Origin of the sequence: Pseudomonas sp. NPDC079086, from assembly GCF_044542155.1 — a bacterium.
In the GTDB taxonomy this organism is placed as follows: Bacteria; Pseudomonadota; Gammaproteobacteria; order Pseudomonadales; family Pseudomonadaceae; genus Aquipseudomonas.
The window spans coordinates 1,251,735-1,271,161 of record NZ_JBITTY010000001.1 but is presented as its reverse complement, the minus strand read 5'-3'; the positions used below and the strand labels follow the sequence as shown (position 1 = coordinate 1,271,161).

General features: G+C 62.8%; 20 protein-coding genes. 19 read left to right on the top strand and 1 reads right to left on the bottom strand.

What is annotated here, in order from left to right; all coding sequences use genetic code 11:
* Positions 1–138 precede the first annotated feature (138 nt).
* From ACIGEK_RS05980 to ACIGEK_RS05960, 5 genes are all read left to right on the top strand, one after another.
* On the top strand, positions 139–1,935 hold the full coding sequence (locus ACIGEK_RS05980; RefSeq protein ID WP_397492409.1) for an SLC13 family permease: 1,797 nt from the start codon (positions 139–141) through the stop codon (positions 1,933–1,935).
* Positions 1,936–2,057: 122 nt separating this feature from the next.
* Complete coding sequence (locus ACIGEK_RS05975; RefSeq protein ID WP_397492408.1) at positions 2,058–3,335, top strand: bifunctional O-acetylhomoserine aminocarboxypropyltransferase/cysteine synthase; 1,278 nt, start codon at positions 2,058–2,060, stop codon at positions 3,333–3,335.
* A 59-nt stretch (positions 3,336–3,394) separates the two neighbouring features.
* Complete coding sequence (gene trxC, locus ACIGEK_RS05970; protein ID WP_397492407.1) at positions 3,395–3,829, top strand: thioredoxin TrxC; 435 nt, start codon at positions 3,395–3,397, stop codon at positions 3,827–3,829.
* Positions 3,830–3,923: 94 nt separating this feature from the next.
* Positions 3,924–4,367 carry a PaaI family thioesterase gene (locus ACIGEK_RS05965; protein WP_397492406.1) on the top strand — a complete coding sequence of 148 codons (444 nt, stop codon included), beginning with the start codon at positions 3,924–3,926 and terminating at the stop codon, positions 4,365–4,367.
* 88 nt (positions 4,368–4,455) lie between these two features.
* Positions 4,456–5,256 carry a universal stress protein gene (locus tag ACIGEK_RS05960; protein WP_397492405.1) on the top strand — a complete coding sequence of 267 codons (801 nt, stop codon included), beginning with the start codon at positions 4,456–4,458 and terminating at the stop codon, positions 5,254–5,256.
* A 57-nt stretch (positions 5,257–5,313) separates the two neighbouring features.
* Here ACIGEK_RS05960 and ACIGEK_RS05955 read toward each other — a convergent pair whose 3' ends face one another.
* Positions 5,314–6,087, bottom strand: a complete 774-nt coding sequence (locus tag ACIGEK_RS05955; protein WP_397492404.1) for a ParA family protein — start codon at positions 6,085–6,087, stop codon at positions 5,314–5,316.
* A gap of 216 nt (positions 6,088–6,303) precedes the next feature.
* Here ACIGEK_RS05955 and ACIGEK_RS05950 point away from each other — a divergent pair, with 216 nt between their 5' ends.
* The 14 genes from ACIGEK_RS05950 to ACIGEK_RS05885 are packed head-to-tail and all read left to right on the top strand — an operon-like array spanning position 6,304 to position 19,421.
* Positions 6,304–7,020, top strand: coding sequence for a beta-ketoacyl synthase chain length factor (locus tag ACIGEK_RS05950; RefSeq protein ID WP_397492403.1), 717 nt, complete (start codon positions 6,304–6,306; stop codon positions 7,018–7,020).
* On the top strand, positions 6,993–7,808 hold the full coding sequence (locus tag ACIGEK_RS05945; protein ID WP_397492402.1) for a lysophospholipid acyltransferase family protein: 816 nt from the start codon (positions 6,993–6,995) through the stop codon (positions 7,806–7,808). Before ACIGEK_RS05950 ends, ACIGEK_RS05945 begins: the two co-directional genes overlap by 28 nt.
* A complete protein-coding gene (locus ACIGEK_RS05940; protein WP_090249897.1) occupies positions 7,783–8,043 on the top strand; it encodes a phosphopantetheine-binding protein in 261 nt (86 codons plus the stop codon). Before ACIGEK_RS05945 ends, ACIGEK_RS05940 begins: the two co-directional genes overlap by 26 nt.
* A gap of 11 nt (positions 8,044–8,054) precedes the next feature.
* Entirely contained in the window at positions 8,055–8,315 is a 261-nt protein-coding gene (locus tag ACIGEK_RS05935; protein WP_090380641.1) for an acyl carrier protein, read from the top strand.
* Positions 8,315–8,860, top strand: a complete 546-nt coding sequence (locus ACIGEK_RS05930; RefSeq protein ID WP_397492401.1) for a hypothetical protein — start codon at positions 8,315–8,317, stop codon at positions 8,858–8,860. The genes ACIGEK_RS05935 and ACIGEK_RS05930 overlap by 1 nt, the downstream gene beginning before the upstream one ends.
* Positions 8,857–10,527, top strand: a complete 1,671-nt coding sequence (locus tag ACIGEK_RS05925; protein ID WP_397492400.1) for an AMP-binding protein — start codon at positions 8,857–8,859, stop codon at positions 10,525–10,527. The genes ACIGEK_RS05930 and ACIGEK_RS05925 overlap by 4 nt, the downstream gene beginning before the upstream one ends.
* The gene (locus ACIGEK_RS05920) at positions 10,520–11,254 is read left to right on the top strand and encodes a glycosyltransferase family 2 protein (RefSeq protein WP_397492399.1); all 735 of its coding nucleotides are present in this window, start codon (positions 10,520–10,522) and stop codon (positions 11,252–11,254) included. Before ACIGEK_RS05925 ends, ACIGEK_RS05920 begins: the two co-directional genes overlap by 8 nt.
* Complete coding sequence (locus ACIGEK_RS05915; RefSeq protein WP_397492398.1) at positions 11,251–12,177, top strand: glycosyl transferase; 927 nt, start codon at positions 11,251–11,253, stop codon at positions 12,175–12,177. The genes ACIGEK_RS05920 and ACIGEK_RS05915 overlap by 4 nt, the downstream gene beginning before the upstream one ends.
* Positions 12,167–13,699, top strand: coding sequence for a histidine ammonia-lyase (gene hutH / locus ACIGEK_RS05910; protein ID WP_397492397.1), 1,533 nt, complete (start codon positions 12,167–12,169; stop codon positions 13,697–13,699). The genes ACIGEK_RS05915 and hutH overlap by 11 nt, the downstream gene beginning before the upstream one ends.
* The gene (locus ACIGEK_RS05905) at positions 13,692–14,117 is read left to right on the top strand and encodes an acyl-CoA thioesterase (protein WP_397492396.1); all 426 of its coding nucleotides are present in this window, start codon (positions 13,692–13,694) and stop codon (positions 14,115–14,117) included. Before hutH ends, ACIGEK_RS05905 begins: the two co-directional genes overlap by 8 nt.
* Positions 14,114–14,707: an outer membrane lipoprotein carrier protein LolA gene (locus tag ACIGEK_RS05900; RefSeq protein WP_397492395.1), complete on the top strand. Its 594-nt coding sequence runs from the start codon at positions 14,114–14,116 to the stop codon at positions 14,705–14,707. Before ACIGEK_RS05905 ends, ACIGEK_RS05900 begins: the two co-directional genes overlap by 4 nt.
* Positions 14,697–17,039 (top strand): MMPL family transporter, encoded by a 2,343-nt coding sequence (locus ACIGEK_RS05895; protein WP_397492394.1) that lies wholly within the window; start codon positions 14,697–14,699, stop codon positions 17,037–17,039. The genes ACIGEK_RS05900 and ACIGEK_RS05895 overlap by 11 nt, the downstream gene beginning before the upstream one ends.
* Positions 17,036–18,187: a sodium:proton antiporter gene (locus tag ACIGEK_RS05890; protein WP_397492393.1), complete on the top strand. Its 1,152-nt coding sequence runs from the start codon at positions 17,036–17,038 to the stop codon at positions 18,185–18,187. The genes ACIGEK_RS05895 and ACIGEK_RS05890 overlap by 4 nt, the downstream gene beginning before the upstream one ends.
* Positions 18,174–19,421, top strand: a complete 1,248-nt coding sequence (locus ACIGEK_RS05885; protein ID WP_397492392.1) for an NAD(P)/FAD-dependent oxidoreductase — start codon at positions 18,174–18,176, stop codon at positions 19,419–19,421. Before ACIGEK_RS05890 ends, ACIGEK_RS05885 begins: the two co-directional genes overlap by 14 nt.
* Positions 19,422–19,427: the final 6 nt, after the last annotated feature.

The window sequence follows — 19,427 nt, the reverse complement described above, 5'->3', positions numbered from 1 at the left end:
TCGAAAAGGCATATAAACCTTCCCAAACATTCTTAGACTCTCTAAGCAGCAACCCTTATCTTCTCCGCCTTGCGTGGCCGCCGGTTCGAATTTGGCGCGCCCGATACCTCATACGAGATTCGCACGCTAAGGATGTACATGTTCTGGGATTCACTGCCCTTGCCCTTGCTGTTTGTCGGCGCCCTGCTGATCTGGGTGCTGTATGCCTTTGTGCGCGAGAAGTGGAGCCCGGACATCGTCGCCGCCATTGCCGTGGCGGCGCTGCTGATTACCCAGCTGCTGACCCCTGCGGAAGTGCTCAGCGTGCTCAGCAACTCGGCGCCGGTGACCATTGCCTGCATGTTCGTGCTGTCCGCCGCACTAGAGCGCACCGGCTGTATTGACGCCCTCGGCAATTGGCTGGGCAATCTGGTCGGCACCAGCCCGATCCGCGTACTTACCGGCTTGACCCTCACCGCCTTGGTGATTTCCGCCTGCCTGAACAACACCCCAGTAGTGGCCATCCTTACCCCAGTGGCCATTGCCCTGGCACGCCGCGCCGGCACCCTGCCGTCAAAACTGCTGATTCCGCTGTCCTACGCCACCATCCTCGGCGGCACCCTGACCATGATCGGCACCTCGACCAATATTCTGGTAGATGGCGTGGCGCGCAAGGCGGGCCTGGCGCCCTTCGGTATCTTTGAGATCACTGGCGCGGGTTTGATCCTGGCCAGTGTCGGCATGCTCTACCTGCTGACCATCGGCCGCCACCTGCTGCCTGAACGCGAAACCCTGTCCAAGCAGCTGCGCCCGGACCTCGACCGCACCTTTATGACCGAGCTGCTGGTGCCGCACGATTCACCCGTAATCGGCAAGACCCTGCATGAAGCCAATCTCAACGGCGGCAGTGGTTTGCTGGTGCTCAAGCTGTTCCGCGAGGAGCTGGAGCTCACCGAACCAGCGGCCAACACCTTGTTGGCCAGTGGCGACCGCCTGGTGCTGCACGGCCAGGTCAAGGATGTGGTGGAGCTGCGCGAAAGCGGCCACCTGATCTTCAACCGCAGCGATGCCTTCGAGACCATCAGCAGCCATGACGTGATCCTTGCCGAGGCCATCGTCGGGCGTAACTCGCGCTACAGCCACCGGCCGATGCGCGACCTCGACCTGACCGCGCGCTATGGCATCGCCGTGCTCGCCGTGCACCGCCAGGACGAGAATATCCAGGGCAACCTGGACGACTTCGAACTGCAGTTTGGCGACGTGATGCTGGTGGAAGGCACGCCGACACAGATCAAGCGCTTTGCCGACAACGGTGAGCTGATCAGCCTTAACGCGGTGCAGGACCGTGCGTTCCGTCGTGACAAAGCGCCGATTGCAATCATCGCCACCCTGGCCGTGATGATCCTCGCTGCGTTTGGCGTGATGCCCATTGAGGGTTTGGCGATCATCGGCGCAGTGACCGTGCTGGCCACCCGCTGCCTGGACGTGGAAGACGCCTACAAAGCGGTGGACTGGAAAATCCTCAGCCTGATCTTCGGCATGCTGGCCATCAGCATCGCCATGAACAAAGTCGGCCTGGTCAGCCTGATGGTCAGCAATGTCATGGGCCTGATGCCCTGGGCCGGACCACTGCTGATGCTGTCGTTCATCTACCTGTTCACCTCAATCCTGACCGAGGTACTGTCGAACAACGCAGTGGCTGTGTTGGTCACGCCGATTGCCATCGGCATGGCCCAGCACCTTGGCGTTGATCCGCGCGCCTTTGTGGTCGCGGTGATGTTCGCCGCCAGCGCCAGCTTCGCCACGCCGATCGGTTATCAGACCAACACATTTGTCTACAACGCCGGCGGCTATCGCTTCACCGACTTTATGAAGGTCGGTATTCCGCTCAACCTGCTGCTGTGGGTGGTCGCCAGCTTCGTTATTCCCTGGTTCTTCCCGCTGACCCCGGTTTGACGGCATAAGCTGTAATCGTATTGATCTAAGCCAAGGCCCGTTTCATTGCTCCAGCGCATTGACCGGGCCTTGCTGCTGTATCCATGCTGCGAACTTTCAATCTGCCCTGAAGGAACGCGCGCATGAAACTGGAAACCCTGGCCATCCACGCCGGCTACAGCCCCGACCCGACCACCAAGGCGGTGGCGGTACCGATTTACCAGACCAGCTCCTTTGCCTTCGATGACACCCAGCACGGCGCCGACCTGTTCGACCTGAAGGTCGCTGGCAATATCTATTCGCGGATCATGAACCCGACCAACGCCGTGCTCGAAGAGCGCGTGGCAGCCCTGGAAGGTGGCGTCGGCGCGCTGGCCGTGGCCTCGGGGATGGCGGCCATCACCTACGCGATCCAGACGGTAGCCGAGGTCGGCGACAATATCGTCTCGGTGGCCAAACTCTACGGCGGCACCTACAACCTGCTGGCCCACACCCTACCGCGCTTCGGCATCCAGACCCGCTTTGCCGCCCACGACGACATTGCTGCCCTGGAAGCGCTGATCGACGATAAAACCAAAGCCGTGTTCTGCGAATCCATCGGCAACCCGGCCGGCAATATCGTTGACCTCGCCGCCCTGGCCGCTGCCGCACACCGCCATGGCGTGCCGTTGATTGTCGACAACACCGTGGCCACGCCGATTCTCTGCCGCCCCTTTGAACATGGCGCGGACATCGTCGTGCACTCGCTGACCAAATACATCGGCGGCCACGGCACCAGCATCGGCGGCATCGTGGTCGACTCAGGCACGTTCCCCTGGGCCGACAACAAGACGCGTTTCCCGCTGCTCAACACCCCAGATCCGTCCTACCACGGCGTGACCTACACCGAAGCCTTCGGCCCCGCTGCCTTTATCGGCCGCTGCCGCGTGGTACCGCTACGCAACACCGGCGCAGCGCTGTCGCCGTTCAACGCCTTCCTTATCCTGCAAGGCCTGGAAACCCTGGCCCTGCGTATGGAGCGTCACTGCGAAAACGCGCTGAAGGTCGCCCGTTACCTGCAAAATCATCCGCAGGTGGCCTGGGTGAAATACGCAGGCCTGCCGGATCATCCCGAGCACGACCTGGCCCTGCGCTACACCGGCGGCAAGCCGGCGTCGATCCTGTCTTTCGGCATCGTCGGCGGCCAGGCAGCCGGAGCGCGCTTTATCGATGCACTCAAGCTAGTGGTGCGCCTGGTGAATATCGGCGACGCCAAATCGCTGGCTTGCCACCCGGCCTCGACCACCCACCGCCAGCTCAATGATGAAGAGTTAGAGCGCGCCGGCGTGCCGCGCGACATGGTGCGCCTGTCCATCGGCATCGAGCACAGCGACGATATCCTCGCCGACCTGGCCCAGGCCCTGGACGCTGCCGCAAGCTGATCGCCCTTGATATCCGCGCAAGCGACTCCAGATTAGGGTAACCGCCTCTGGAGTCGCCCATGTCCAATCCCCTGCTGATCCCCTGCCCACACTGCAACGGTCTAAACCGTATCCCCGCCGAACGCCTGGGCGATGCGCCGCGTTGTGGCCGCTGCAAGGCCGAGGTGCTGCCGAGCACGCCTTTCGAGCTCACTCAGGCCAACTTCGATGCGCAGAACAAGGGCGACCTGCCGCTGCTGATCGATGTATGGGCCAGCTGGTGCGGCCCGTGCCGCAGCTTTGCGCCGATCTATGAGCAGGCAGCCGCGCAGCTGCAGGGCCACTGTCGCTTGGCCAAGCTGGACAGCGAAGCCAACCCACAGCTGTCGGCGGAAATGGGCATCCGCTCGATCCCGACGCTGATCCTGCTCAAGGGCGGCGTGGAAGTTGCCCGGCAGAGTGGCGCACTGCCCTTGCCGCAACTGTTTGGCTGGCTACGCCAGCAGGGCATCTGAGCGAATCGGTCAATCGAGCGGCGACCTGCCGGTCATTACCCTGCCATCGACCAACCTTTAGGCTGGCTGCACAACAATAGGTGTGGAGCCAAACATGACGATGCCAATTGAACTGGTACGCCAGCTCACCGAAGAACATATCGCCTTTGTCCAGCGCAGCGGGCTCAAGGCCGAAGTACTGGAAGTGGGTCACGTACGCCTGCGTATGCCGCTGGCGAACAACCAGAACCATATCGGCAGCATGTACGCCGGCGCGCTGTTTACCCTCGCGGAAATTCCCGGTGGTGCGCTATTTCTCACCAGCTTCGATGCCCAGCGTTTTTACCCCATCGTCAAGGAAATGAACCTGCGCTTTCGCCGCCCAGCCAGCGGCGATATCTGGGTCGAAGCGCGCCTTACAGCGGAAGAAATCCAGCACTTGCAAAAGCAGGCAACAGAACTCGGCAAAGCCGAGTATGTTTTACAGTTGCAGCTGACCGACGAGAGTGGTGAAGTAGTGGTCGAGAGTCGCGGCCTGTATCAATTACGCGCACACTGACACCTGACCTTGCCCTAGGTCAAAAGTCCAGCTATGACTCGAGGTCACAATAAATGTGCCGACATGCATCGGCAGGAGAGCGCCGACCATGCCCAGTCACATCCTTATTGCCCACGACCTGCGCGACACTGCGGATATGGCGCTGTGCCGCGCCACGCAGCTGGCCAAGCAGTTCAACGCCAAACTGACCATCCTGCATGTGCTCGACCCGAGCAAAAGCAGTCAGGAGCATGAGCAGGCCAAGCAGGCGCTGGATCGCAGCATTACCCAGTACGCCCCGCCCGGCAGCCAATTGCTGGTCCGCACTGGCATCAAGCCCTCGGAAGTGGTGTTGCAGCAACTCAATGCGCTAGGTTGCGACCTGCTGGTACTCGGCGGCCATCACCAGCGCCACGACTTCTTCTCCGGCACAAGCCTTGACCGCATTGCGCGTAACTGCCCAGTGCCGCTGCTGCTGGTGGCGCGCAACGACTTCAAGCCATACAAGCGCGCACTAGCGGCCATCGACTTCTCACTTTGCGCTTGCAGCGCCCTCGGCCAGGCCTATCGCCTGCTGCCGGAAGCTGCCGAACTGCATGCGCTGCACGTATTCGAGCCAGACAAGGGCACGCCCAAGCAGATCGAAGCGCAACTGACCACGCAGAAAGCCCTAATCAATCAGTTGCTCGAAGATGAAGCGCAGAACCTGCCGGAAACAGGCCCGACCCTGACCCATTCGGTGGAGCAAGGCGGCATCCTGCGCTGCCTGCAAGCACGCCTGAAAAGCACCAACACCGAGCTGCTGGTACTCGGCAGCCACGGCCGCAGCGCATTGTCGCAAGCCCTGCTCGGCAGCCTTGCGCAGCACTTCCTGCATAAGGCGCCCTGCGATATCTATGTCGTGCGTTAGGTTTTCTGCGCCCAACAAAAAAGCTGCCTAGGCAGCTTTTTTGTTATTCAGGCCCACTCAGTCAGCGCTGTTAAGCAGGTCATGTAGCTCGACAAACTGCTGGGTCAGCTTGTGGCCGCGGTCCAGGTAGATCAGCGGCGTACAGGCCTGGTGCGATTCACGCATCTTCACCGAGCTCATCAGGTTGACCGGCAGCACCGGCAAGCCCTCGGCGACCAGCTCATCGAGCAGCTGCTGCGGCAGCGTGGCACGCGGCTGGAACTGATTGACCACGATACCTTCAACCTCAAGGCCCTCATTATGGTCTTCCTTGAGTTCTTCGATCTCGCGCAACAGGCCATACAGCGCCTGACGCGAGAAGCTGTCGCAGTCGAACGGGATCAGCACGCGGTCGGCGGCGATCAACGCGGAGACGGTGTAGAAATTCAGCGCCGGCGGGGTGTCCAGATAAATCCGCTCGTAATCCTCGCTGAGGTCTTCGAGCAGTTTGCGCAGCTTGTTGATCTTGTGCTTCTGCTCCAGCTTGGGCTGCAGGTCAGCCAGTTCGGCCGTGGCGGTAACCACATGCAGGTTTTCGAATGGCGTTTCGTAGATATCCACACTGCCTTTCTTGCCGAACGGCGCGGATGACAGCGTGCCTTTGAAGAACTCGGCAATGCCCATGGGAATGTCCTCGCCGGTCAGGCCGGTGAGGTAATGGGTCGAATTGGCCTGGGCGTCCAGGTCGATCAGCAGCGTGCGATAGCCCTGGGAGGCGCTGACCGCAGCCAGGTTGCAGGCAATACTGGACTTACCCACTCCGCCCTTCTGATTGAAGATCACGCGCCGCATAAAACATCCTCTGAGCACCGAAATGGTCTTGGATTCTATGCAAAGTACGTGACAAGGGCGAGATTTTCGGCAAAAGCGCGCCGCCTCTGGTCAGAACGGCAGGCTGCGGATTTGCGCACGACCCGCGCGGTCTGGATAATGCCAGCACTTCGCCACATCTGCTGCCAAGCCCTACGCTGGTTGCGGCTGGCGGCAGCCGACACGGACGCCCACCGCGTGACACATTTCAGGATCGAACAATGGCGTGCCTGGGCTCCTGGCCTGGACAGCACGGCTGACTGGTGCGCCTGGCATCAGGCACCGTCGCGCCTGGTGGATGCTGGCCAACAACCGGATGTCAGCGCATTGCCGGCCATGCAGCGCCGACGCCTGAGCCGTCTGGCAAGAATGGCCTTCCACGTCGCCTGGCCGCTGGCTGAAGCACATCCACAATTACCCATGGTGTTTGCCAGCCGCCACGGTGAAACCCCGCGCACCCTGACCATCCTCACGGACCTGGCGCATGGCGAGCCGCTGTCGCCGACCCAGTTCAGTCTCTCGGTGCACAACGCAATCATCGGCCTGTGGTCGATCCAGCGCGGCGATCATAGCGAAATGACCGCCATTGCCGGTGCCGGCGACGGCCTGGAGAATGCTGTGCTGGAAGCCTGCGGCATGCTCCACGACGGCGCCCCTGCGGTGCTGCTGGTGATTGCCGAAGAAACCCCGCCCGAGCTTTACGCGCCTTTTATCGATGACGTGCCGTTTCCCTATGCCGTTGGCCTGCTACTGACGCCTGGTGATGACTGGCAACTGCAACTGAGCCGAGCAAACGGCGCCAGCAGCGAATGGCCTCACGCTCTCAACCTGGTACGCGCCCTGTGCAGCGACCAGCCGACCCTGCAGCACCACTGGAAGAGCCGACAATGGACCTGGTCACGCAGCAAGGTCTGAGCCGCTACAGCGCGCCCTACTGGTGGCGGCTGCTTGCCACGGCCCTGAGTTTCAGCCTGTTCGGCATCGGCGGCGTGCTATTACGCGTGCTGATCTTTCCGCTGCTGACCCTGCTGCCCGGCGATAGTCTGGTCCGGCGCACCCGTGCCCGCGCCGTGGTAAGCAAAACCTTCTACCTGTTTGTACGCTTTATGTACCGCAGCGGCGTGCTGACCTACGAAGTCGAAGGCATCGAGCGCCTCGGCCAGCCTGGGCAAATGGTCATCGCCAATCATCCTTCACTGATCGATGTGGTGGTGCTGATCGCCTTTATTCGTGACGCCAACTGCGTGGTCAAACAGAGCCTGTGGGATAACCCGAGCATGCGCGGGCCACTGCGCGCGGCCCACTACATCAGCAACAGCGGCAGCATGGACATGCTCGACGAAGCAGCCGGCGCCCTGCAAAGCGGCCAGACCCTGGTGATATTCCCCGAGGGCACGCGCACCACGCCGGGGCACAGCCCCGAGTTTCATCGCGGCGCTGCGGCCATTGCCGTGCGTGGCGCACGCATCGTCACCCCAGTGGTGATCAGCGTCAGCCCCACCACCCTGACCAAAGCCGAGCCCTGGTACAGCATTCCGTCGCGCCGTTTTCACATTCGTCTGCGCGTAGGCGAGGATATTGACCCACAGCAATTCAATGCCATGGGGCCACCGCCAATTGCCTCACGCAAACTCAACGATTTTCTGCACCAACACTTTATGAAGGAGCTCGCCAAAGATGAGCGATTTACAGCTGGAGATTAAGAACCTGATCATTGACGCTCTGGGCCTTGAGGACATGGCGGCAGAAGACATCGCCGCCGACCTGACTCTGTTCGGTGAAGGCCTGGGCCTGGATTCGGTAGACGCCCTGGAACTCGGCCTGGCCATCCAGAAACGCTTTGGCATCAAGATCGACGCCGAAGCCAAAGACACCCGCAAGCACTTTGCCAACGTAGCCAGCCTGGCGGCATTCGTGTCATCGCAACAGACCGCCTGAGGAAGCCGCCGATGCAAACCCGTGAAGAGATTTTCGACACCCTGCGCGATGCACTGGTCGAGCTGTTCGAGTTGGACGCCGAGCGTATTACGCCGGAAGCCAACCTCTATCAGGACCTTGAGATCGATAGCATTGACGCTGTAGACCTGATCGACCATATCAAACGCCAGACCGGCAAAAAACTCGCGGCCGAAGAGTTCAAGGCTGTGCGCACCGTCGGTGACGTGGTTGAGGCGGTGCTGCAGCTGGTCAACGCCCCAGCCAGCGAATAATGAGTCGCCTATTTGGCCTGCTCCTACTGCTGGCCGGGCTGCTCTATCCCTTTGCCGTGTATTACGGCATGGAGCATCTGTCGCCACGCCTGTTCGCCGTCGTGCTCGGCAGCCTGTGGCTGGTGCGTGCGCTGAGCCAATGGGGCAAGCCCGGCAACCGCTGGATGACCGCAGTAGCCCTGGGCTTCTGCCTGTTGCTCGGCCTGGCCGGTGAGCCTGCACTGCTGCGCTGGTATCCGGTGTTGCTTAACGGCCTGCTGCTGGCGCTGTTCGGCCTGAGCCTGAAGTTCGGCCCGCCGCTGATCGAACGCCTGGCGCGTCTGACCGAGCCGCAGTTGCCGGAGGTGGCGATCCGCTACACGCGCCTGGTTACCGCCGTCTGGGCCTGGTTCTTCCTGGCCAACGGCCTGGTGGTGGTGGCGCTTAATTTCTGGGCGCCGCTGAGCTGGTGGACGCTGTATACCGGGCTGATTGCCTACGGCCTGATGGGCCTGCTGTTTGCCGGAGAGTGGCTGGTGCGCCAGCGTGTAAGGAGACATGAATGAACTGGCTGCCCCTTGAGCACCTGCTGCTCGAAGCCCACCCAGGGCGCGCAGTAACCGCGGATCTGGATCAGCCCCAGCTGCGCCAGCACGCCCTGCAGTTGGCGGCTGAGCTGCAACGCCGTGGCGTAAAGCGCCTGGCGCTGTACCTCGACGATGCCGCTGAGCTGGCCATTGCCCTGCTGGCCGCCTGGCGCGCCGGGATTGCCGTACTGCTGCCGGCCGACGCACAGGCACAGACCCGCCAGCGCATGAGTGCGCAGTGTGACCTGTGGCTGGACAATCTCGATGGCCTGCTTAACGCCGACAGCGCTGCGCTGCCGCCCGCCCCGCTTGATCTCGACCAATGCCGACTGACCCTGTGCACCTCCGGCTCCAGCGGCGAAGCCAAGCTGATCGACAAATCCCTGCGCCAGCTGGCCAATGAAGTAACCGCCCTGGAGCAGCTATGGGGCAAGCAACTGGGCAGCGCGACCATCCTGGGCAGCGTCGCCACCCAGCATATCTACGGCCTGCTGTTTCGCGTGCTCTGGCCGCTGTGCGCCGGCCGCGTCTTTCTGCGCCGCGCCCAGCCGTTCCCCGAAGATCTGCAGCGTGAAAGTTTGGCAACCGGCACTGATTTCGCCTGGGTGGCCAGCCCTGCGTTGTTAAAACGCATGGGCAACAACCTCAACTGGCCAGCCCTGCGTGCAGTGCGCCAGGTGTTCTCCTCGGGCGGTGCGCTACCCAGCGAGACAGCAGCCGAGCTGCATGAGCTGCTTGGCCAATGGCCCACGGAAATCTACGGCAGCTCGGAAACCGGCGGCATTGCCTGGCGTCAGGGCGGCGAGTTGTGGACGCCGTTTGCCGGGGTCGAGCTGGGACAGAACGCCGAAGGTGCACTGCACCTGACCTCACCCTATCTGCCAGACGGGTATCGCGAACAAACTGCCGATGCCGTGGAAATCCAGGCCGATGGCCGCTTCGCCCTGCGCGGTCGCCTGGACCGGATTATCAAATTGGAAGAAAAACGTATTTCTCTGCCCATGCTCGAACAGGCGCTAAGCAGCCACGAATGGCTCAGTGACGCGCGCCTGGGCGTGGTGCAGGAAGGCCGCGCCTACCTCGGTGCGCTGGTGGCCTTGAGCCCGGCTGGCCTGCATGCGCTACGCAACCAGGGGCGCAAAACCGTCACCGAAACCCTGCGCCGTCATCTGGCAGGCCATTGCGAAGCCATCGCCCTGCCGCGCCGTTGGCGCCTGCTTGCGCAGCTGCCCTACAACAGCCAGGGCAAGCTGGCGCAAGCCACGGTCGAAACGCTGCTGGCGGCGCCTCGGCCGACCCAGGTCGAGCCACTTTCAGCCGTGGAGCAGGACGGCGAATGGCAGTTGCAGCTGGTAGTGCCGCTGGACCTGGCACACTTCACCGGCCACTTCCCGCAGACCCCCGTATTGCCCGGCGTGGTGCAGGTCGACTGGGCGCAGCAACTGGCGCGCAGCCTGATCGAGGATCTACCACCGCGTTTCAGCGGCATGGAAGTGCTGAAATTCCAGCAACTGGTGCGCCCCGGCGATCGGCTGCTGCTAACTCTGCGTTTCGACGCTGCGCGCGGCAAGCTGTACTTCGCCTTCCGCAATGGCGAAGCAGCCTGCTCGTCCGGACGGATTCTGCTGGGGGCTGCCAGTGCATAAGCCCTGCGCGGTGATCCCGGTCTACAACCACGAGCACGCGCTGCCCGTGGTGGTTGCCGCTTTACATAAAGCCGGCTTGGCCTGCGTACTGGTAGACGATGCCTCCAGCTCAGCCTGCGCCGCGGTAATGGAGCAGTTGGCCACACTGCCCGACACCTACCTGGTGCGCCTGGAAGTCAATCAGGGCAAGGGCGGCGCAGTGATGGCCGGCCTGCGTGAAGCGGCGCGCCTGGGTTTTAGCCATGCACTGCAGGTGGATGCCGACGGCCAGCATGACCTGGGTGATGTCGACGCATTCCTCGCAGCCTCTCAATCCGCACCAACGGCGCTGATCTGCGGCTATCCACAGTACGACGAGAGTGTGCCGAAAGGTCGCCTTTACGCCCGCTACCTGACCCATGTGTGGGTATGGATCAACACCCTGTCGCTGAGCATCCGCGACTCCATGTGCGGCTTTCGCGTGTACCCGCTAGCAGCCACCCTGGCGCTCATCGACTCGGTTCACCTCGGCACGCGCATGGACTTCGATACCGAAGTTCTGGTGCGCCTGGCCTGGCGTAATCAGCCGATGCACTGGCTGCCGACCAAGGTGCATTACCCACTGGATGGCCTTTCGCACTTTCGCCTGTGGCTCGACAACGCATTGATCTCGAAGATGCACACCAAACTGTTCTTCGGCATGTTGCTGCGCGCGCCGCAGATTCTCTGGTGCAGGTGGCGCGGATGAGCCAGCAGCATTGGGCCGGGCAGCGCGAGCGCGGCAGTTTTGTTCTGATGAAGTTCACCGCCTGGCTGGCGCGCCTGCTCGGCCGCCGGCTGATCAGCCCGCTGCTGTACCTGATCGTGCTGTATTTCTACCTGTTCGGCACCAAGGCGCGGCGCAGCATCCGCCAGTACCAGCGCAATCTGGCCAACTGGAGCGGCCGCACCGAACTGCAGCCCAGCCGCCTGTCGGTGTTGCGCCACTTTATGAGCTTCGCCGACACCCTGCTCGACAAGCTCGATGTGTGGAACGGCAAGCTCGGCCTGGAACAGGTAACCCTGATCGACCCAAGCAACGCCTGCACGCAACTGCACCAGCAAGGCCGTGGGCAGATGCTGGTGGCCGCGCACCTGGGCAACCTGGAAGTCTGCCGCGCCCTGGCCGAACTCGGCGAGCGGGTGACAATGAACGTGCTGGTGCACACCAAACACGCCGAACAGTTCAACCGCTTGCTCGGCGAGGCCGGTGCCACCCACCTGCGGCTAATTCAGGTCAGCGAACTGGATGCGGCGATCATGCTGCAATTATCGGAGCGCCTGGAACGCGGCGAATGGCTGGCGATTGCCGGCGACCGCGTGCCACTCAAGGGCAGCCGCAAGGTCAGCGTGAATTTTCTCGGTAAGCCCGCCGCCTTCCCGCAAGGCCCGTGGCTGCTGGCCGGGCTGCTGCAATGCCCGGTCAATCTGATTCACTGCCTGAAAATCGATAACCGCTACCAGGTGATCATCGAGCCCTTCGCCGAGCGCCTGCACTGGAAGCGCAGCGAACGTGACGAGGTGATCCGCCACTGGACCCAACGCTACGCCGACCTGCTTGCGCAACGCTGCCTGGATGCGCCCCTGCAATGGTTCAATTTCTACCCGTTCTGGAATGAAGATGACGACTGATCCAATCGTGTTTGGCGAACAGCCCCTGCGCATCGAACAGGTTGTCGCCCTGGCCAGCCGCAGCGCCCCGGCGCAGCTGCAAAGCGATGCCGCCTACCGCGAAAAAATCGCCAAGGGCGCGCGCTTCCTCGACAGCCTGCTGGACAAGGAAGGCGTGATTTACGGCGTCACCACCGGCTACGGCGACTCCTGCGTAGTGGCCGTGCCGCTGCACCAGGTCGAGGCGCTGCCGCGTCACCTCTACACTTTCCATGGCTGTGGCCTGGGCAAGCTGCTGGATGAGCCGGCGACCCGTGCGGTGCTCGCTGCACGTTTGCAATCGCTGTGTCAGGGCGTTTCCGGGGTGCGCGTCGAGCTGCTGGAACGCCTGCAGGCGTTTCTCGAATTTGACGTGCTGCCACTGATCCCGGAAGAAGGCTCGGTGGGCGCCAGTGGTGATCTGACGCCGCTGTCCTATGTCGCCGCCACCCTCAGCGGTGAACGCGAAGTGATGTTCAAGGGTGAGCGCCGCAGCGCTGCCGACGTGCATGCCGAGCTGGGCTGGACACCGCTGACCCTGCGTCCAAAAGAAGCTCTGGCGCTAATGAACGGCACCGCGGTGATGACCGCCCTGGCCTGCCAGGCGTTCTCCCGCGCCGAGTACCTGCTCAAGCTGGCCACGCGCATCACCGCACTTAACGTGGTGGCACTGGAAGGCAACCCGGAACATTTCGACGAGCGCCTGTTTGCCGCCAAGCCGCACCCGGGGCAGATGCAGGTCGCCGCCTGGCTGCGTCAGGACCTGGCCATCGACGCGCCGACCGCGCCGCTGCATCGCCTGCAGGACCGCTACTCGCTGCGCTGCGCACCGCATGTACTGGGTGTGCTGGCCGACAGCCTGGGCCTGCTGCGCCAGTTCATCGAAACCGAACTGAACAGCGCCAACGACAACCCGCTGATCGACGCCGAAGCCGAGCGCGTGCTGCACGGTGGGCACTTCTACGGCGGGCATATCGCCTTCGCCATGGACAGCCTGAAAAACCTGGTGGGCAACGTCGCCGATCTGCTCGACCGCCAGCTCGCCCTGCTGGTCGACACCCGCTACAACCACGGCCTGCCGAGCAACCTGTCCGGCGCGCCGAGCGTCAGCGCAATGATCAACCACGGCTTCAAGGCCGTGCAGATCGGCACCAGCGCCTGGACTGCCGAAGCCCTGAAAAACACCATGCCGGCCAGCGTGTTCTCGCGCTCCACCGAGTGCCACAACCAGGACAAAGTCAGCATGGGCACCATCGCCGCCCGCGACGCCCTGCGTAGCCTGGAGCTGACCGAACAGGTCGCCGCTGCCACCCTGCTGGCCGCCAACCAGGGCGTGTGGCTGCGCCAGCGCGACGGCAAGATCAACATCCCGGCGCCGGTTGCCGCCATGCGCGAACAGCTGGCCGTCGACTTCCACCCGGTGATCGAAGACCGCGCCCTGGAAGCCGAACTGCGCCTGTGCCTGGTGCGTATCCGCGAACAGCACTGGAGGCTCTATGCGTAGCAAGGGGGTATTGCAGGCGGAAATCGAACTGCAGGTGCCGTTCTTCGACGTCGACATGATGGAAGTGGTCTGGCACGGCCACTACGTCAAATACTTCGAACAGGCGCGCTGCGCCCTGCTCGACAAACTCGGCCATAACTACATGCAGATGCGCGATGCCGGCTACGCCTGGCCGGTGATCGACCTGCAACTGCGCTATATCCGTGGCGCCCAGTTCGGCCAGAAAATCGTCGTGCGCGCCGATCTGGTGGAGTGGGAGAACCGCCTGAAGATCAACTACCTGATCGTGGACGCCGCCAGCGGTGAGCGCATGACCCGCGGCAGCAGCGTGCAAGTGGCGGTGGAAATCGCCACGCGCGAGATGCAATTTGCATCGCCTAAGGCGCTGATCGACGCCGTTGCGAAGGTGTTGGCGTGAAGCGCCTGCTGGTATGCCTTGGCCTCTGGTTACTGAGCCAGAGTGCTCTGGCCTTCGACCTCGACGAGCTCAGCGCCCAGCTGGCCAAGCCTGCCGTGGTCCGTGGCCCGCTGATTCAGGAAAAGCACCTGCGCGCCCTGCCGCAGCCGCTGACCAGTCGTGGCCAGTTTGTGTTGAGCCGCGACCTCGGCCTGCTCTGGCAGCTGCAAAGCCCGCTCAAGCAGGATTACCGCATCGATAGCCAGGGTATCGCCAAGCGCACCGCCAGCAGTTGGCAACAACAACCCGGTCAGGATGTCGCTGCCCAGCAGAGCCGGCTGTTTCTTGCAGTACTCAAAGGCGACCATAGCGGCCTGTCCAAAGACTTTCAGCTGCAACTAAGCGGCACCGCCGCAGCCTGGCAATTGCGCCTGGTGCCGAATTCCGTTTTGCTCAAGCAGATTTTCAGCAACATCCAGATCGACGGTGGCGTGCTGGTGCAACGCATCGAGCTGCAGGAAACCCAAGGTGATCGCACGGTGCTGCGGTTACCCGACAGCCAGACCGGCGATGCCTTAACCGAGCAGGAGCAGCGCGACTTTGCTCAGTGAACGCTGGCTGCCGCGCGGCTTTTTACTGCTGCTCGCGGCCCTGCTCACGCTCGCCGCCTGGCAGTGGCGCAACGGCCCGCCCGTGGCGGCCGATATGCTCGCGCTATTGCCGGCCGGCAGTGGCGACGCCTTGGTGCAGCAGGCCGAACAACGTATACAGGAGCCGCTTAATCGCGACCTGTTGCTGCTAATCGGCCACCCACAGCGCGAACAGGCGATTGCTCTGGTGCAGCAGATTGGCGAGCAGTGGCGTGGCAGTGGGCGTTTCGCTCAGGTGCAGTGGAGCGTCGACAGCGACCTCGCGGCGCTACGCGACTACCTGCGCAGCAATCGCCTGGCGCTGCTGACGACGGCAGATCGTCAGCTGTTGCTGGAGCAACCACAACAACTGATTGAACAACGCGCCACGCAGCTATTCGACACCTTCGCCGGTTTCAGCCTGCTACCCATCGAGCAGGACTGGCTGGGCCTGGGCGTACGTGCACAGCAGGCACTGAACCCCGGCAGCCATATCCAGGCCGACCTAAGCAGCGGAGCCTTACTGCTGGAAGAACCGGGCATGACCTGGACCCTGCTGCGCGCCAGCGCCCAAGGCAGCGCCTTCGATATGCAGAAACCACCGCTGATTGCCGCTCAGGTCGCCGCTACCCGCGCGCAGGTCGAAACAGCCGGCGGCAAACTTCTCGCAGCCGGTGGCGTGTTGTACGCCGCCGCCGGGCAAGCCAAGGCCACCCGCGAGATCAGCCTGATTGGCGGCGGCGCCACCCTCGGTACGTTGCTGCTCTTACTGCTGGCCTTCCGCCGCGTGCGGGTGCTGGTCAGCCTGTTACCCATCGGCATGGCGCTGCTCGCTGGCTGCACCGCCTGCGTGTTGGTGTTCGGCCAGATCAACGCGCTGACCCTGGTACTGGGTGCCAGCCTAGTCGGAGTCGCCGCCGATTATCCGCAACATTACCTAAGCAAAAGCTGGAGCAACGTCGAGGGCGCGGACGGTTGGACCAGCTGGGGCGCAGTGCGCGCCACCCTGCCGGGCCTGAGCCTGAGCCTGGGTACCAACCTGATCGGCTACTTGGCGCTGGCTTTTACCCCATTTCCGGCGCTGACCCAGGTCGCGCTGTTCTCCGCCGCTGGGCTGATCGCCGCTTACCTCTGCTCGGTATGCCTGCTGCCAGCCTGGTTGCGCGGCCTGCGCCTAAGCCCATCGCCACAACTGCTGAGCCTTAGCCAACGCCTGCTGGCTGGACGGGCACGCCTGCTGACGAAAACTGGGAGCGCGCCGCTACTGGTGCTGTTGCTGCTGTTCTGCGCAGGCGGCCTGTGGCAACTGCATGCGCAGAACGATCTGCGCCAGTGGCTGGGCAAGGAGCCGGAACTGCTCGCCGAAGCCCAGCGTATCGCCGAGCTGACCGGGCAGCAGCCCACCAGCCAGTTCTTCCTGGTCCGCGCCGCTAACCCGCAGCAGTTGCTGGAGCGCCAGGTGGCGTTGAGTCAGCGCCTGGATCAGGCGGTGCAGAACGGCCAGCTGCGTGACTACCGCGCCCTGAGCCAACTGGTTGCACCCGATAGCCAGCAGCAGGAACTGCACGCGGCCTTGGCAAGGCTGCCAGAACACTGGCAAGCGCTGCTCGACCTAGGCATTCCACCCGTAGCGCTGCACAGCGAGCTGCTGGAACTCCAGCAAAACCACCCAGCCAGCCTGGAGCAGGCCCTGGCCAGCCCACTGGGCGAAGCCTGGCGACCACTGTGGCTAGGCAGCAATGCCGAGGGTGTAGCGGGCCTGGTCAGCCTGCAGGGACTGAGCGACAGCAGCCAACTCAAGTCCCTTGTTGAAGGTCTACCTGGGGTGCAACTGGTGGATCGAATCAGCGAACTCAACGCACTGTTTAGCGCCACCCAACTCAGCGCCGCCGAACTGAAGCTGCTGTCCTCAATCGCCATCCTGTTATTGCTGTGCCTGCCCTTCGGACTTGGCGGCGCGCTGCGGGTGGTCTGCCTGCCGCTGTTGGCGGCTCTAACAGCATTGGCCTGCCTCGGTTGGCTAGGCCAGCCGCTGACCCTGTTCAGTCTTTTCGGTTTGCTGTTGATCACTGCCATTGGCGTCGATTACGCCATCCTGATGCGCGAGAACATCGGCGGCCCGGCCGTCAGCCTGCTCGGCACCCTACTTTCGGCGCTGACCAGCTGGCTGTCGTTCGGCCTGCTGCTGATCAGCGACACCCCGGCGATTGCCAACTTCGGCCTGGCGATCAGCCTTGGCCTGCTGTTCTGCTTCCTGCTCGCGCCCTGGGCCGGCACCCAGCACACCCGGCAAAACCAGGCGCAGACGCTATGACCATCGCCCTGGCCTGGCTGGCAATGCTCGCACTGTTTGCCCTAGCGACGTGGATGGGCAAACGCCTGCGCCTGATTCCGATTGTCAGCCAGTTGCTGCTGGCCACCCTCGCCCTGCCGCTGCTGATGCTGTGGACCGCACCGCTTGGCTTCGGCGCCAACGAGCTGCTCGCACCGGCCTGGTTGGAGCCTTTATATGGTGTGGCTTTCTGCCTACTGCTGGGCCATATCCTCAGCGATGTGGTTGATCTGCAGTTGGAACCGGGCAGCCTGCAGATCGCCCTGCCGAGCTTCTTTGTGCCGTTCTTCTGCGGCCTGGCCTGCGCCTTCTGGCTGCTGCCGGAACAAAGCGGCCTGGCCACTATTGCCGTGGGCCTACTGTTTGCCCTGACCGCCATTCCGGTGTTGTTTCTCTACCTGCAGCACCTCGGCTACCCAGTGGCCAAGATTCGTCAGTTGCTGCAAGCGGCGATCATCATGGACGTGCTGTGCTGGCTGATCTTTGGCCTGGCCCAGGGCAGCAGTAACCCGGCCACCCTACTCTGGCCATTACTAGCCGCCGGCCTGCCGCTGCTATTGAAGCTGCTGCCGCTGCGCTCGGCGCGACTCAATGGCGGCTGCTTTCTCGCCTTACTGCTGTTGATGCAGCAGCTGCATTTGAACGCGCTGGTGTTCGGCATCGCCTATTTGCTGTTGCTCACTGCCCTGCGCCTGCCTTTACGCCTGCCGCTACCCGCCGGCGTGCTGCGCTGGCTGCAAACCTGGCTAGCGGTGCCACTGATTCTGGCCTTCGGTCTATTGCAGATCGATTGGCAAAACGCTTGGCAGGCGTATTCTGCCTGGCAGTTCGCGGCGCTGTTGCTGCTGCCTATCATCAGCAAGCTGGTCGGCAACTGGCTGGGCCTGAACTGGGCCGCTGGTCAGCTACGCGCCTATGCGGGGCAGTGGCGCGAAAGCCTGCTGTTGAATACCCGCGGTCTGACTGAAATCATCTTTCTCAACCTGCTGCTGCAACAGCAGATAATCAGCCCGGCCCTGTATTTCGCCCTGATGCTGATGGGCCTGATCTCAACCCTATTACCGGCCCTGGCCGGTGCTTACCCAAACGCCGTCATGCATGAGGCAAGAAGCCGCTATGAAGTCTCTTGAAGTCGAACAACGCCAAGTTGTAGTCATCGGTGCCGGCCCGTCAGGAGCGATTGCCGGGGCGCTGCTCAAGCGCAACGGTCATGACGTGCTGGTACTGGAGCGCCAGCGCTTCCCGCGCTTCTCGATTGGCGAAAGCCTGCTCTCGCACTGCCTGGACTTCGTCGAAGAAGCCGGCATGCTCGACGCGGTGCGTGCGGCAGGGTTCCAGACCAAGCATGGCGCGGCCTTTGGTTGGGGTGAGCGTTACACCGAATTCGATTTCCGCGACACCTTTACCAAAGGGCAGGGCTCGACCTATCAGGTACAACGCGCCGACTTCGACAAGCTGCTGGCCGATCAGGCTGAGCTGCAAGGCGTGGAAATTCGCTATGAAGAGGAAATCTTCGCCGTCGATTTCAGCGGCAACTGTCCACGCCTCAGCGTACGCCGCCTCGCCGATGGCCACGAATACCAGGTTGAATGCGCCTTCGTCCTCGATGGCAGCGGCTACGGCCGGGTGCTGCCGCGCCTGCTCGACCTCGACACACCCTCAAGCTTCCCGGTGCGCCAGGCGGTGTTTACCCACGTCGAAGACCGCAGTGAGGGCAGCGGCTTTGACCGCGAAAAAATCCTGATCAGCACCCACCCCGGACTGCGCGATGTGTGGTTCTGGACCATCCCATTCAGCAACGGCCGCTGCTCGGTGGGCGTGGTCGCGGATGCCACCCGTTTCCAGGGCCGCCCAGATGACCTGGATGCCTGCCTCAAGCAGTTTATTGAGGAGACGCCCAGTCTGCACAATGTGCTGAAAAATGCCGTATGGGACACTCCGGCGCGCACCATCGGTGGCTACTCGGCCAACGTCAAAGCCCTGCACGGCTCGGGCTTTGCCCTGCTCGGTAACGCCGCCGAGTTTCTCGACCCAGTGTTCAGCTCCGGAGTGACCATCGCCATGCGCTCGGCGAACATGGCCGCCGGCCTGCTGCATCGTCAGTTAAGTGGTGAGACGGTGGACTGGGAGCAAGAGTTTGCCATCCCGCTCAAGCGCGGCGTCGACACCTTCCGCGTGTATGTCGAGGGCTGGTACGACGGCAGCTTCCAGGACGTGATCTTTTTCGAGAAGGCCCAGCCGGAAATCCGCCGGATGATCAGTTCGATCCTCGCCGGCTACGCCTGGGACCAGAGCAACCCCTACGTCGCCGAACCCAAGCGACGCCTGCGCGTTCTTGCTGAAATCTGCGCCAGTCACGAATAAGGACAT

Bases quoted from the DNA above. Each gene is read 5' to 3' on its own strand.
- ACIGEK_RS05965 (WP_397492406.1), top strand. From the start codon at position 3,924: ATGACGATGCCAATTGAACTGGTACGCCAGCTCACCGAAGAACATATC.
- ACIGEK_RS05945 (WP_397492402.1), top strand. From the start codon at position 6,993: ATGGACCTGGTCACGCAGCAAGGTCTGAGCCGCTACAGCGCGCCCTAC.
- ACIGEK_RS05975 (WP_397492408.1), top strand. From the start codon at position 2,058: ATGAAACTGGAAACCCTGGCCATCCACGCCGGCTACAGCCCCGACCCG.
- ACIGEK_RS05955 (WP_397492404.1), bottom strand. From the start codon at position 6,087: ATGCGGCGCGTGATCTTCAATCAGAAGGGCGGAGTGGGTAAGTCCAGT.
- ACIGEK_RS05935 (WP_090380641.1), top strand. From the start codon at position 8,055: ATGCAAACCCGTGAAGAGATTTTCGACACCCTGCGCGATGCACTGGTC.
- ACIGEK_RS05915 (WP_397492398.1), top strand. From the start codon at position 11,251: ATGAGCCAGCAGCATTGGGCCGGGCAGCGCGAGCGCGGCAGTTTTGTT.
- ACIGEK_RS05980 (WP_397492409.1), top strand. From the start codon at position 139: ATGTTCTGGGATTCACTGCCCTTGCCCTTGCTGTTTGTCGGCGCCCTG.
- ACIGEK_RS05930 (WP_397492401.1), top strand. From the start codon at position 8,315: ATGAGTCGCCTATTTGGCCTGCTCCTACTGCTGGCCGGGCTGCTCTAT.
- ACIGEK_RS05925 (WP_397492400.1), top strand. From the start codon at position 8,857: ATGAACTGGCTGCCCCTTGAGCACCTGCTGCTCGAAGCCCACCCAGGG.
- ACIGEK_RS05905 (WP_397492396.1), top strand. From the start codon at position 13,692: ATGCGTAGCAAGGGGGTATTGCAGGCGGAAATCGAACTGCAGGTGCCG.
- ACIGEK_RS05940 (WP_090249897.1), top strand. From the start codon at position 7,783: ATGAGCGATTTACAGCTGGAGATTAAGAACCTGATCATTGACGCTCTG.
- ACIGEK_RS05890 (WP_397492393.1), top strand. From the start codon at position 17,036: ATGACCATCGCCCTGGCCTGGCTGGCAATGCTCGCACTGTTTGCCCTA.
- hutH (WP_397492397.1), top strand. From the start codon at position 12,167: ATGACGACTGATCCAATCGTGTTTGGCGAACAGCCCCTGCGCATCGAA.
- trxC (WP_397492407.1), top strand. From the start codon at position 3,395: ATGTCCAATCCCCTGCTGATCCCCTGCCCACACTGCAACGGTCTAAAC.
- ACIGEK_RS05885 (WP_397492392.1), top strand. From the start codon at position 18,174: ATGAAGTCTCTTGAAGTCGAACAACGCCAAGTTGTAGTCATCGGTGCC.
- ACIGEK_RS05960 (WP_397492405.1), top strand. From the start codon at position 4,456: ATGCCCAGTCACATCCTTATTGCCCACGACCTGCGCGACACTGCGGAT.